Source organism: Bradyrhizobium ottawaense (genome assembly GCF_002278135.3).
In the GTDB taxonomy this organism is placed as follows: Bacteria; Pseudomonadota; Alphaproteobacteria; order Rhizobiales; family Xanthobacteraceae; genus Bradyrhizobium; species Bradyrhizobium ottawaense.
The window spans coordinates 4,172,666-4,184,727 of record NZ_CP029425.2 but is presented as its reverse complement, the minus strand read 5'-3'; the positions used below and the strand labels follow the sequence as shown (position 1 = coordinate 4,184,727).

Sequence of the window (12,062 nt, the reverse complement as noted above, 5' to 3'; positions counted from 1 at the left end):
GCCGGGCCTTGAAGTCGGTCCACAGTCGCGCCGTCTGGGCTTCAAGCTCTTGTCGTCAGCGCCGAGAGCTGGTCGGTATCGAAGCGGGCGCGTAGCTCGCTGATGGCCTTCGCATCCGGGCGACCGCTTGCTGTCAGCTTCGCCAGCTCCTCGAAGTAATGCTCGTGTCCCGGCGGGGATACGGTCATGAGCACACGCGCGGGCTTCTCGCTCGCGTTGGTGATGTTGTGGGGAACACCGGGAGGAATGAAGAGGAAGGTTCCTGGGGTTGCCCGGACAATCTCATCCCCGACGAACCATTCACACTCGCCTTCGAGCATGTAGAAGGTCTCCTCCTGAACACGATGAACGTGCCGGCCGGTGGCGAATCCTGCCGGAATTGTCCAGTCGAACATGCTCGTGTGCCTGGTGTCCTCGCCCGTCACCAGGAAGGCCATTGGCTGGCCGCGCAGCGTGACCCCCTCGGTCTCGCCGGGCCTGCGGATGACGTGTTTCGCGGTCATGTACACCTCCATCGCTGTTGCAGCGTTCCTCACGGCTCGCGCGATGGTGGTCCCGTCCAGCCGGAAAGTCGCGAAGCCGTTCGGAAAACGTTGCAAAAAACCTGCGAAATGTGGCCTTCTTCGGCGATGGCCACGATCCTTGAATTTGGTCCCTTTCGGCTCGATGGCGATGCGGGGATCCTGTTCCACGGTGCTGAGCCGACCGCTCTCGGCCAGCGCGCAGTGCTGCTGCTGGCGGTCCTCGTCCGGCAGGCTGGTGTGCCGGTTTCGAAGGATGCCTTGATCGAGGCGGCCTGGCCCGCCCAGGCCGTCGAGGACAGCAACCTGACCGTCCAGATCGCGGCGGTGCGGCGCACGCTGGCGGACATCTCCGGCGAGGCGCGTTGGATCGAGACGCTGCCGCGCCGTGGCTATCGCTATGTCGGTCCGACCGTGACGAAGTCCGATCCGGATCCCGCACGAGCAACACCGCAAGCGCCGTTGCTGTCACTGCCCGACAGGCCGTCGATCGCAGTGCTACCTTTCACGAACTTGAGCGGCGACGAGGAGCAGGACTATTTTGCCGACGGGATGGTCGACGACATCATCACCGGCCTCTCGCGCATCAACTGGCTGTTCGTGATCGCGCGGAATTCCACGTTCGCGTACAAGGGCCGCGCGGTGGACGTGAAGCAGGTCGGCCGCGAACTTGGCGTACGCTACGTGCTGGAAGGCAGTGTCCGCAAGACCGGCACGCTGGTCCGCATCACCGGTCAGTTGATCGATGCGTCGACTGGCATGCACGTATGGGCCGAGCGATTTGACCGCCGGTCCGAAGACGTCTTCGCCCTCCAGGACGACATCGCATCGTCGACCGTCGGTGCGATCGCACCCAGCCTGCGGCGCGCCGAGATCAACAGGGTCAGGCGCAAGCGGCCGGACAGCCTGGATGCCTATGATCTCGTCCTGCGCGCCCAGCCGGACGTCGATTCCGGCATGCCGGCCCAGGTCACCCAGGCGCTCGTGCTGCTCGAACGCGCGATCGCGCTGGAACCTGCGTATGCGCTCGCGCACGGCAATGCAGCGATGTGCCATCATTGCCTGTTTCTTCGAGCCGGATTGCAGGAGGCCAATCGCGAGGCCTCGATCCGCCATGCGCGCTCGGCCATCGCCCATGGCCAGGATGATGCGCTTGCTCTCACGCTCGCAGGCTTTTCGATCGGCATGGACGGGCACGATCGCCCCGCAGCCTTCATCGCGTTCGAGGCCGCGCTCGCCATCAGCCCATCATCGGCGCTGACCTACATCCTCGGCAGCGTCATGCTCGGCTGGGGCGGAGATCCTGACCGCGCTATCGAATGGAGCGAACGAGGCCTGCGGCTCAGCCCGTTCGATCCATGGGCCTTCGCCGCTTTCGACGCCCAGGCTCTCGGGCACTTCCATCACGGCCGATATGAGGATGCGTGCCGTGCCGCTTACCGCTCGGTTCAGGCCAATTCTCGCCACAGCATCACCCATGTGCAATTGGCCGCGGCGCTGGCAAAGCTTGGACGATTGCAGGAGGCGAAGGCGGCGGCCGCGCGGGTGCTGGAGCTGCACCCGACGTTCCGCTATGGCCGTCAATTTCAGGGCGTCAACTGCGCGCCAGCGCTCGCTTCCTCGCTCGGCGACGCTCTCCGCATCGCAGGCCTTCCGGAGTAGCGCTCGGCTCGGCCTGGCGTCTCAACGTGCCCTAGGTGCAGCGCGCGCTCAGCCCGGACGCACTGAGCTTCGCCATCACCTCGTCGAGATGGGCGCTGTCGCGGGTCTCGATGACGAGTTGCAGGAGCGTGGCCTTGGCCGGCAGGTCGGAGAAGGTCCGCTGGTGCGAAACCTCGATGATGTTGGCGCCGGCCTCGGCCAAAAGGGCCGCGACGGCGGCCAATTGCCCGGGTCTGTCTGGAATGTCGAGTGAGAGCTGGGTCAGCCGCCCCTCGCGCGCCAGCTCGCGCGTGAGGACGGATGCGATCAGCCGCGTGTCGATATTGCCGCCGCTGAGGACGAGACCGACTTTCTGGCCGGCAAAGCGTGACGGATCGGACATCAGAGCGGCAAGGCCGGCGGCGCCGGCGCCCTCGACGACCGTCTTCTCGATCGAGATCAGGGTTGCGACCGCGCGCTCAAGCTCGGCCTCGTTGACAAGCGCAATGTCGTCGACGAGGCGTCGGACGATTTCGGTCGTGATCTTGCCGGGCGATTTCACCGCGATGCCTTCGGCGAGCGTGTCGCCCCGCGCCGGCAGATTGCCGTCATGGATGGCGTTGTACATCGAGGGATAGAGCCAGGCCTCGACGCCCAGAATTCGCAGCGACGGCTTGATCGATTTCGCCGCGATGCCGATGCCGCTGATCAGGCCGCCGCCGCCGATCGGCACGACCAGCGTGTCGAGCTCCGGCACGGCCCTCATCATCTCCAGCCCGACCGTGCCCTGCCCCGCGATCACCAGCGGATCGTCGTAGGGGTGGACGAAGATCATGCTTTTGGCTTCGCCGTGGCTTCGCGCGAACGCGGCCGCCTCCTCCAGCGTCGCGCCTGTGACGACCACTTCAGCGCCGTGATGCCTGGTGTTCTCAACCTTCACCATGGGCGTGCCAACCGGCATGACGATGGTGGCGGGAATGCCGAGCCGCTTGGCGTGATAGGCGACGCCCTGCGCGTGGTTACCGGCCGACATCGCGATCACGCCCCGCGCGCGCTCCTCCGGCGTTAGCGCGGTGAGGCGGTTGAGCGCGCCCCGCTCCTTGAACGAGGAGGTGAACTGGAGGTTCTCGAATTTGAGCCAGATCTCGCAGCCGCAGATGCTGCTCAGCGTGCGGCTGTAGCTGCAGGGCGTCTCGACGACGGCGCCCCTGATCGTCTCGGCTGCGGCAGCAATGTCGCTTGGGGCGACCGGCAGACCGCTGAGATCAAAGGGTGGGATTGGGGACAAGTCAGCCATAGGACAGCATAGGGCATTTGGCCGGCTCAGGCGATAAGCCAGCCGCTATTTGGTAAACTCGCGCGACCGCGAAGCCCGCCACAGCGTCCACAGCGTGCGCAGCCGGGACGATGGCCTCGGCGTGAAGGGATTGCGCCCGGGTTGCGACAGCAGCTTGAGGTCGGCCCGCACCTGTCCAATCGGCAAAAATGCTGCCCGCGCCGCTGCCGGCACCTCCGGCAGCAACGACAGGGCCGTAGCCAGATGCTGCCTCGCTTCGCCCGCGAGCTGCTCCAGCACGGAACGCAAATTCGGCGTCTCCTTGCCGGCGAACACATCTTCCATGTTGCAACCGAGGCTCGCCAGCAGCTGCTGCGGCAGGAACAGCTGACGGTGCGCGGCATCGCGCGGCAGGTTTGCAATGACCTGGACGATGCCCTGCGCCAGCCCGGCATGACGGGCGAGATGCACGGTGGCGTCCGAGGGCGGCGCCAGGATCTGCGCCGCCAGAGCGAACAGCGCCGATGAGGTCGCGGCCAGATAGCCTTCCAGCGCCGCCATGGTCGGCATCGGGTCGTTGTAGAGGTCGAACTGGTGCTCGTCGACGAGCAGCGACAGCGGCTCGACCGGCAGGTCGAAATCGCGGATCGCTCGCAGCAGTTCCGCCGCCACCGGATTGCCCTCGGCGCTGCCATGGACGTGGCCGGAGAGCATGTCGGTCCACCATTGAAAGCGGATTTCGCCGGGCAAGGGCTGGCTCACCTGATCGCGGACGCGGACGATCTCGACATTGAAGGCATAGAGCGCCAGCAGCGCGCGGCGCTCGGCGGCGGGCGCGAACAGCGTCGCGACGTAGCGCGGAAAGTCATGGCTGCGCACGAGATCGGCGCAGAAGGTGACGGAATCGGGCGGCGGCGCGGCGCTGCTCATGTGCTGTTCATGGCACCGCGATCAGTGCAGCGGCAACCCGCCGCCGTTCGCCGATCATGATGTTGTAGGTGCGCACCGCAGGGCCGGTCTGCATCGTATCCAGCACCACCCTCACCGCCTTGAGCGCCTGCCGCAGCGCCGGCGGCGGCAGCCAGACCCCGGTTCCGGTGCCGATCAGGAGCGTGTCGATGCTGTTGGCGGCCGTGAAGACCCGGTCCAGCGAATAGCGGTCGATCTTCTGGGGATCCGTCACGTCCCAGGCCCAGATCGCGTCGGGCAAGCACAGCAGCGAGCCCCGATGCGACATGCCGGCGAAGGCGAAGCCGCCCTTGCCATAGGCCTCGATCGGCGCCGAGCGCGGGAAATGCGGTGCATTGGGATCGCCGGCCATGAGCTTCGTCCGAATGGGCTTACTGCCCTCGCAAACGCCTGCGAGGGCATGCGGTTCGGATCATGCCTTGCTTTTCTTCGCCGGTGGTGCCGTATCGGGCGCATCCTCGCGATGCTCGCCGACGCCGAGATAGATCAGGATCGGCGCCGCGATGAAGATCGAGGTGTAGGTGCCGACCAGCACCACGCCGAACATCATCACCGCGGTGAAGCTGTGGATCGCGTGCCCGCCGAACAGGAGCAGCGCCAGCAGCGCCAGCGTCACCGTGAAGTGGGTGATGATCGAGCGCGACAGCGTCGAGTTGATGGACTCGTTGAGCAGCTGCGGCATTGGCATCTTCTTGTAGCGCCGCAGCATTTCGCGGATTCGGTCGTAGATGACGACGGTGTCGTTGAGCGAATAGCCGAGAATGGTCAGCAGCGCGGCGATACTGGTCAGGTCGAAATCGACCTGGCTGATCGACATGAAGCCGATCGTGAGCACGATGTCGTGCACGTTGGCGATCATGGCCCCTAACGCGAACTGCCATTCGAACCGGAACCAGAGATAGATCAGGATCGAGACGATCGCGAGCATCAGACCGAGCATGCCGAAGGCCAGCAGCTCGCCGGAGACGCGCGGGCCGACCACTTCGACGCGGCGATACTCGACGGAATCGCCGAGCGCGGAACGAACCTTCTGCACCGCCTCCTGCTGCGCGGCATCGCCGCCCGGCTGCTCCGCGACGCGGATCAGGACGTTCGCGGCATCGCCGAACTGCTGCAACTGCACTTCGCCGAGACGCAATCCATCCAGCGTCGTGCGCATCGCGGCGATGTCGGCGGCGCCCGACTTCGCCCTGACCTCCAGCAGCGTGCCGCCGCGGAAGTCGATGCCGAAATTCAGGCCATGGGTGAAGAACAACGTGATCGCGACGATCGACAGCGCCGCCGAGATCGGGAAGCTGATGCGGCGGAAGCGCGTGAAATCGAAATGCGTTTCGTCAGGGACGATACGCAGCGACGGCAGCAGGCCGAGCGCGGCAACCACGGTGAGGACGGCAATGAGGACGCCGAGCCCGATGAGAACGGTGTGAGTCACGATCAGGCTCCTAGATCGGCACGCTCTGCGGCCGCTTCCACCGCACCCACCAGGCGACGATCAGCCGCGTCAGCGTGAAGGCGGTGAACACCGTGGTGATGATGCCGATGCCGAGCGTCACGGCGAAGCCGCGCACCGGGCCGGTGCCGATGTAGAACAGCACCGCGGCGGCAATGAAGGTTGTGATGTTGGAATCGAGGATGGTCGCGAGCGCCCGCTTGAAGCCGGCGTCGATCGCCGAGATCGCGTTGCGACCGCCGCGCAGCTCTTCGCGGATGCGCTCGTAGATCAGCACGTTGGAGTCCACGGCGATGCCGACGGTGAGCACGATGCCGGCAATGCCGGGCAGCGTCAGCGTGGCGTTGAGCAGCGACAGCAGGCCGAAGATCATGGCGACGTTGATGGCCACCGCGATGTTCGCGAACACCCCGAACAGCCGGTAGGTCAGCAGCATGAAGATGATGACGAGGATGGAGCCGACATAGGCCGCGAGTTCGCCCTTCTCGATCGAGTCCTGGCCGAGGCCCGGACCGACGGTGCGCTCCTCGACCACCGTCAGCGGCGCCGGCAATGCGCCGGCGCGCAGCAGGATCGCCAGATCGTTGGCCGATTGCACGGTGAAGCTGCCGGAGATCTGGCCCTGGCCGCCGGTGATGGGCTCGCGGATGACGGGCGCCGAGATCACCTTGTTATCCAGAACGATCGCGAACGGCAGGCCCACGTTCTCCTGCGTGGCCTGCGAGAACTTGCGCGCACCCGAGGTGTTGAACTTGAAGCTGACGACCGGCTCGCCCGTGCGCTGGTCGAAGCTCGCCTGGGCGTCGGTCAGATCGCCACCGGCGACCAGCACCTGCTTCTTGACCACATAGGGCGTGGGCGGCGGCGATGCGCTCATCAGGAGTTCGGATTCCGGCGGCAACCTGCCCGCTTGCGCCTGATCCGGCGGCACGGAGGTGTCGACCATGCGGAATTCCATCTTCGCAGTCTTGCCCAGCAGTTCCTTCAGGCGGGTCGGGTCCTGAAGTCCGGGGACCTGCACCAGGATGCGGTCATTGCCCTGGCGCTGGATCACGGGCTCGACGGTGCCGAGCTCGTTGACGCGGCGTTCGACGATCTGGATCGACTGCTCGATGGTCTTGCGCAGGCGATCGAGCATCGCGGCCTGCGGGACGCTCAGGCGGATCACCCCGCCGCCGGCATCGGTCACCTCAAGGTCGCGCTGACCGCTGGATCCCATCAGGCCGCCCAGCGGCTGAGACAGCTCGCGCAGCTTGGCGAGCGCCGCCTGAGCGTCGGATTCCTTGGTGATGCGAACCTCGACCGCGTCGTTGCGCACGGTGACGCCGCCGGTGAAGCCGATCTTGGCATCGCGCAGCGTGCGGCGAACGTCGTCACGGACCTGGTCGAGCCGTTCCTTCTTCACGTAGTTGGAATCGACCTCGAGCAGCAGGTAGGAGCCACCCTGGAGGTCAAGGCCGAGCACGAGCCGGCGCTGCGCCCAGGCGGGCCAGGTCTTGACCTGGGCCTCGGGGAAGAAGTTCGGGACCGCGCAGAGGCACACGATCAGCGCCGTCAGGATGATCCCGAGCGCCTTCCACCGCGTGAAATACAACATCGACTGGACCTGTCAGATCAGGAGACTTGAGATGCCCGCGGACGCGCTCACTTCGAGGCGGCGTCGTCCTTGGCGGCTTCCTTGCTATCCTTGGATTCCTTCGCCGGCTCGCCCTTGGCGCGCACGCCCGAGATCATCTGGCGCATCTGCCGCACGCGGACGCCGTCGGAAATCTCGAACTCGATCTGGTCGTCGTCGACGACCTTGGTGACCTTGCCGACGAGGCCGCCCGAGGTCACGACGGTGTCGCCGCGGCGGATATTCTTCACGAGGTCGGCATGATCACGGACCTTCTTCTGCTGCGGACGCAGAATCAGGAAGTACATGATCACGAAGATCAGGGCGAACGGCAGCAGCGACATCAACATGCTGTTGGTGTCGCCGGCGCCCGCGGCCTGGGCATACGCAGGGGTAATCAGCATTCGGACGATCCTCGTGAGAACGGGGGAAAGCCGGTCAGGCCCTCAAAGGCGACCGGTTCGGTCAAATTCGCGCGGACTATAGCGGCCATTGCCCCAATTGCAACGCTGCCAGACTGCCCTTTTGACCCACCTTGCGGCGCGCCGTCAGGCCCGATAAGGCTGCGTTCTCAGGAACTTCGGACATGCCCAAAAACCTTAGCAAAAGCCCGGCCGGCAAAGGCCCCCGCACCCCTGCCCGCAAGCCCGCCCCCGTCGCGGCAAAACGCCCCAAGGGGACGACCAAGGGGGCCGTCAAGGCAGCCCCAGACCTCTCCCAGGAGCGCATCGTCCGCGCGCTGGAGACAATTGCGGCGCACCTGTCCGCCCAGGGCAAGCCGGCCCTCGAACGCGAGTCGTTCAAGCAGACGGATGCCTATGTCTGGCACCCCGACGGCCGCCTCGCAGCCGTGCCGCGGGTCAGCCGCGTCGAGCTGTTCCTGCTCAAGGGCGTCGACCGGATGCGCGACATCCTGATGGAGAACACCGAGCGCTTCGCCAATGGCCTGCCCGCCAACAATGCCCTGCTCTGGGGCGCGCGCGGTATGGGCAAGTCGTCGCTGGTGAAGGCGGCGCACGCCAGCATCAACGCGGAGCGCAAGCCGGCGGACAGGGTGAAGCTGATCGAGATCCACCGCGAGGACATCGAAACGCTGCCGACGCTGATGGAGAAGCTCCGGGACGCCAGCTTCCACTTCATCGTGTTCATCGACGACCTCTCCTTCGACGGCAATGACGCGTCCTACAAATCGCTGAAGGCCGTGCTCGAAGGCGGCATCGAGGGCCGGCCCGAGAATGTCATCCTCTACGCCACCTCCAACCGCCGCCATCTGCTGGCGCGCGACATGATCGAGAACGAGCGCTCGACCGCGATCAATCCCGGCGAAGCCGTCGAAGAGAAGGTCTCGCTGTCAGATCGCTTCGGCCTGTGGCTCGGCTTCCACCGCTGCAGCCAGGACGAATACCTCGCCATGGTGCGCGGCTATTGCAGCCATTTCGGCATTGAGGTCGACGATGAGGCGCTGGAGCGCGAGGCGCTGGAATGGTCGACCACCCGCGGCTCCCGCTCGGGCCGCGTCGCCTGGCAGTTCGTGCAGGAGCTGGCGGGCCGGCTCGGCGTGAAGCTGACGGCGAAGTAAGGCTAGCTATAGCCCCGCCCACAACTGTCATTCCCCGCCTTGTGCGCAATTACGCACTGGAGCGGGGAATCCAGTACGCCGCGGCTTTTCGGCTCAACAATGACTGTCTCTGGAATACTGGGTCGCCCGGCCAGGCCGGGCGACGACAGCTTCAATGCGGAGGCAATTTAGGCCTTACGCCCCGTTCAGGAATTGAAGCGGGTCAACCGGGCTCGATCCCTTGCGGATCTCGAAGTGGAGCTGCGGCGACGCCACCTCCCCGGATTGACCCGACTTGGCAATGACCTGACCGCGCTTGATGGTATCGCCGCGCTTCACCATCAGCTCACTCGCATGGGCATATGCGGTGACGTAGCCGTTGGAGTGCCGAACCAGGACCAGATTGCCGTAACCTTTCAGCTCATTGCCGGAATAGGCGACGACGCCGTCTTCGGCCGCCTTGACCGGCGTCCCCTCGGGCACCGCGAGATTGATGCCGTCATTGGACTTGCCGTTGGTCTTGGCGCCGTAGGTGGTGACCACCTTGCCGCGCACCGGCCAGCGGAAGGTCGGCAGCGCGCTGGTGGTCTCCGCAGCTTTCGCCGGAGCCTCGGCGGGCTTCTCTTCGACATTGGTCGTGGCCTGGGCCAGCCGAGCACTCTGCACCGGTGCGGCGACAGCCGCCATCTTGGTGGCGGGCGCAGGAGCGGCAGCAACCGGCTGGAGCGTCCCGACAACCGGAGCAGCCCCCACGGGAGCCGCCGCAACCGGCGCCGCGAGGACAGCGGTCTTGGGACCGGGCACGGTCAACCTGGTGCCGAGCTTGAGCCTGGCCGACGGATCGAGGCCGTTGGCACGGGCGAGCTCAGCCGACGATATATGGTTCTTGCGGGCAATGCTGGCGAGCGTGTCGCCGTGATTGACGAAGTGGGTGCTCGGCGGCGCAGCCAACGCCGCAACCGGCTTGGCTGCAGGCGCCATCGCGGGAGCCGCCGCGACGGGAGCCAACGCGGGCGCGGGTGCAGCGGCGGTGGCCGGATGCGGGATGATCAGCTGCTGGCCGGGCGAGAGCGAACGCGGCCCCTTGTAGCCGTTGGCCGCGAGGATCGCCTGCGGCGTGACACGATAACGCTTGGCGAGCACGTCGAGCGTATCGCTGGTGCCGACGATGATCTTGGTCCCTCCGGCCGGCTGAGCCGCGGCAACGGAACGCGGCGGCACGGTGGCCGTGGTTTCCAGATGCGGCTGCGCCGGGGGCGCGTAGGAGCTGACGCCGCGCCCGCCTCCGGACACGCCACCACCACCCGTGACGGGATAGGATTGCGGTGCGGCCACCGCCGGCGGCGGCAAGGGCTGCGACTGATAATAGCCCGGCTGCGTCTGCGGCCGCGAATATTGCGGCAGCTCGCGCTGCTGCGGCGGCGGGGCCTGCTGCACCGAACCGGTCTGGTCAGAGGAGAAGGGGTTGGAGAAGTTCGACTGGGACAGCCGCGACGACATGTCGGCGCTGCACCCTGCGAAGCTGAAGGAGATCAGCGCCAGCACCGCGACCTGCGGTACGCGGCGCGAGTAAAGCAACTCGGCGACGACGGACATGGTTACTCACTCGTACGCAACAGAACTGGTGTTTTAAGTAAACACGCGCCGAGTAAATAACGGCTTAACCCTCCCAATAAGATGTTGGCCGCGCAGCCGATCCGGAAATCTACAGCTCCCGCGCCACCCCGGGCAGTGCCGGCACGAAGCGGACCTCGACGAGTTCCTTGCGCTCGATCCCGGCTTCGGTGCGGGTCAGGCGGACCAGCGTCTGCACGCCCTGATGCGGGCCGACCGGCGCGATCAGGATTCCGCCGACCTCGAGCCGCTCGACCAAATTGTCCGGAAGCCGCTCCACTGCGGCGGTGACGATGATGCGGTCGAACGGGCCGATATTGGGCGCCAGATTGAGCCCGTCGCCGAGCATCACCTCGACATTGTGACAGTCGAGCTTTTCGAGCCGAGCGCGCGCCGTATCGGCAAGCTTGCGATAGCGTTCGACGGTCAGGACCTGGCCGGCGAGCCGCGACAGCACGGCGGCCTGATAGCCGGAACCTGCCCCGATCTCGAGCACGCGGTGCCGCTTCTGAAGCTGGAGCTGCTCGGTCATGTAGGCCACGACGAAGGGCTGGCTGATGGTCTGCCCGCAGGCGATCGGCAGCGCGCTGTCACGATAAGCGCCCTCGCGATCGGCCTCGTCGACGAAAAGCTCGCGCGGCACCTCCTCCATGGTTCGCAGCACCGCCTGATCGCTGATGCCCCGACGCCTCAGCGAGAGCTGAAACATCATCTTTTCCGGCGGATGCTGATCGGGGGTCATTGCCTGCTTGTGCTGTCGTGCCGGGTCCGGTGGACGTTAAGCCCGGGCGCAGGAATCGTGTTCCTGCTCAGGAACCCATGATAACCTTCGCCTGGAGCATTTGACCACAAATTGGCTTGCCATGGGCGAGCCGCGATGACCATTTTCAGGTATCCGTTCGTCGAAACGCGCATTGCGTCAATTCGTGTTATCTGCGAACGTTTTTGGCAATGGGCAAGGGACTCAACTATGACCGCGACAGGGCTTTCCGGCCGCTCTGTATTCCTCGTCGAGGACGAGGTGATGATCAGGATGATGGTCGCGGACATGCTCGAAGAGCTTGGCTACAAGGTCGCAGCTGAGGCGGGCGACATCACCGAGGCCATGCGGCTCGCCCAGGCGACCGAGTTCGACATCGCCATTCTCGACGTCAACGTCAACGGCAAGGTGATCTCGCCGGTCGCCGACGTGATCAAGGCGAAAGGCTGCCCGTTCATCTTCGCCACCGGCTACGGCTCCTCCGGCCTGCCCGAGCAGTACCGCGACCGGCCGGCGCTCCAGAAACCGTTCCAGCTCGACGCGCTCGGCAAGACCATCGAAGCCGCGCTTCGCGGTGGCTAAAGCATGATCCGGAAAAGTGCGCAGCGGTTTTCCGAAAAGATCATGCTTAAACGACAACCTAAAGCGCGATGACGAT

The 12,062-nt window shown here is 65.6% G+C and carries 12 protein-coding genes; 3 read left to right on the top strand and 9 right to left on the bottom strand.

Features of this window, described 5'->3' with window-relative positions:
- Window positions 1-41: 41 nt before the first annotated feature.
- A complete protein-coding gene (locus tag CIT37_RS20005) occupies window positions 42-503 on the bottom strand; it encodes a cupin domain-containing protein (protein ID WP_038949151.1) in 462 nt (153 codons plus the stop codon).
- A 126-nt stretch (window positions 504-629) separates the two neighbouring features.
- On the opposite strand from CIT37_RS20005, the gene CIT37_RS20000 reads away from it, so the two are divergent.
- Entirely contained in the window at window positions 630-2,183 is a 1,554-nt protein-coding gene (locus CIT37_RS20000) for a winged helix-turn-helix domain-containing protein (RefSeq protein ID WP_038973369.1), read from the top strand.
- A gap of 31 nt (window positions 2,184-2,214) precedes the next feature.
- Here the strand turns inward: CIT37_RS20000 and CIT37_RS19995 are convergent, their stop codons facing one another.
- The 6 genes from CIT37_RS19995 to yajC are packed head-to-tail and all read right to left on the bottom strand — an operon-like array spanning window position 2,215 to window position 7,876.
- Window positions 2,215-3,459, bottom strand: coding sequence for a threonine ammonia-lyase (locus CIT37_RS19995; protein ID WP_038973368.1), 1,245 nt, complete (start codon window positions 3,457-3,459; stop codon window positions 2,215-2,217).
- A 45-nt stretch (window positions 3,460-3,504) separates the two neighbouring features.
- Window positions 3,505-4,368 carry a phytoene/squalene synthase family protein gene (locus tag CIT37_RS19990; RefSeq protein ID WP_038973367.1) on the bottom strand — a complete coding sequence of 288 codons (864 nt, stop codon included), beginning with the start codon at window positions 4,366-4,368 and terminating at the stop codon, window positions 3,505-3,507.
- Window positions 4,369-4,375: 7 nt separating this feature from the next.
- Window positions 4,376-4,759, bottom strand: a complete 384-nt coding sequence (locus CIT37_RS19985; RefSeq protein WP_028144478.1) for an Mth938-like domain-containing protein — start codon at window positions 4,757-4,759, stop codon at window positions 4,376-4,378.
- Between the two features lie 60 nt (window positions 4,760-4,819).
- Window positions 4,820-5,839, bottom strand: coding sequence for a protein translocase subunit SecF (secF, locus tag CIT37_RS19980; RefSeq protein WP_028144477.1), 1,020 nt, complete (start codon window positions 5,837-5,839; stop codon window positions 4,820-4,822).
- 10 nt (window positions 5,840-5,849) lie between these two features.
- Window positions 5,850-7,454, bottom strand: a complete 1,605-nt coding sequence (gene secD / locus CIT37_RS19975) for a protein translocase subunit SecD (protein ID WP_028144476.1) — start codon at window positions 7,452-7,454, stop codon at window positions 5,850-5,852.
- Window positions 7,455-7,501: 47 nt separating this feature from the next.
- Complete coding sequence (yajC, locus tag CIT37_RS19970; RefSeq protein WP_014495068.1) at window positions 7,502-7,876, bottom strand: preprotein translocase subunit YajC; 375 nt, start codon at window positions 7,874-7,876, stop codon at window positions 7,502-7,504.
- Window positions 7,877-8,058: 182 nt separating this feature from the next.
- Between yajC and CIT37_RS19965 the strand changes: the two genes are divergently transcribed.
- Window positions 8,059-9,051 (top strand): ATP-binding protein, encoded by a 993-nt coding sequence (locus tag CIT37_RS19965; protein WP_095424109.1) that lies wholly within the window; start codon window positions 8,059-8,061, stop codon window positions 9,049-9,051.
- A 174-nt stretch (window positions 9,052-9,225) separates the two neighbouring features.
- On the opposite strand, the gene CIT37_RS19960 is transcribed toward CIT37_RS19965, so the two are convergent.
- Both CIT37_RS19960 and CIT37_RS19955 read right to left on the bottom strand, forming a co-directional pair.
- Window positions 9,226-10,626: a LysM peptidoglycan-binding domain-containing M23 family metallopeptidase gene (locus CIT37_RS19960; protein WP_095424108.1), complete on the bottom strand. Its 1,401-nt coding sequence runs from the start codon at window positions 10,624-10,626 to the stop codon at window positions 9,226-9,228.
- 109 nt (window positions 10,627-10,735) lie between these two features.
- A complete protein-coding gene (locus CIT37_RS19955; RefSeq protein WP_028144473.1) occupies window positions 10,736-11,386 on the bottom strand; it encodes a protein-L-isoaspartate(D-aspartate) O-methyltransferase in 651 nt (216 codons plus the stop codon).
- Between the two features lie 228 nt (window positions 11,387-11,614).
- On the opposite strand from CIT37_RS19955, the gene CIT37_RS19950 reads away from it, so the two are divergent.
- Complete coding sequence (locus CIT37_RS19950; RefSeq protein ID WP_008547195.1) at window positions 11,615-11,986, top strand: response regulator; 372 nt, start codon at window positions 11,615-11,617, stop codon at window positions 11,984-11,986.
- Window positions 11,987-12,062: the final 76 nt, after the last annotated feature.

What these genes read in the sequence shown, in the direction of transcription:
- CIT37_RS20005 (WP_038949151.1), bottom strand. Translation starts at nt 503, where the DNA reads ATGACCGCGAAACACGTCATCCGCAGGCCCGGCGAGACCGAGGGGGTC.
- CIT37_RS20000 (WP_038973369.1), top strand. Translation starts at nt 630, where the DNA reads ATGGCCACGATCCTTGAATTTGGTCCCTTTCGGCTCGATGGCGATGCG.
- CIT37_RS19995 (WP_038973368.1), bottom strand. Translation starts at nt 3,459, where the DNA reads ATGGCTGACTTGTCCCCAATCCCACCCTTTGATCTCAGCGGTCTGCCG.
- CIT37_RS19990 (WP_038973367.1), bottom strand. Translation starts at nt 4,368, where the DNA reads ATGAGCAGCGCCGCGCCGCCGCCCGATTCCGTCACCTTCTGCGCCGAT.
- CIT37_RS19985 (WP_028144478.1), bottom strand. Translation starts at nt 4,759, where the DNA reads ATGGCCGGCGATCCCAATGCACCGCATTTCCCGCGCTCGGCGCCGATC.
- secD (WP_028144476.1), bottom strand. Translation starts at nt 7,454, where the DNA reads ATGTTGTATTTCACGCGGTGGAAGGCGCTCGGGATCATCCTGACGGCG.
- yajC (WP_014495068.1), bottom strand. Translation starts at nt 7,876, where the DNA reads ATGCTGATTACCCCTGCGTATGCCCAGGCCGCGGGCGCCGGCGACACC.
- CIT37_RS19965 (WP_095424109.1), top strand. Translation starts at nt 8,059, where the DNA reads ATGCCCAAAAACCTTAGCAAAAGCCCGGCCGGCAAAGGCCCCCGCACC.
- CIT37_RS19960 (WP_095424108.1), bottom strand. Translation starts at nt 10,626, where the DNA reads ATGTCCGTCGTCGCCGAGTTGCTTTACTCGCGCCGCGTACCGCAGGTC.
- CIT37_RS19955 (WP_028144473.1), bottom strand. Translation starts at nt 11,386, where the DNA reads ATGACCCCCGATCAGCATCCGCCGGAAAAGATGATGTTTCAGCTCTCG.
- CIT37_RS19950 (WP_008547195.1), top strand. Translation starts at nt 11,615, where the DNA reads ATGACCGCGACAGGGCTTTCCGGCCGCTCTGTATTCCTCGTCGAGGAC.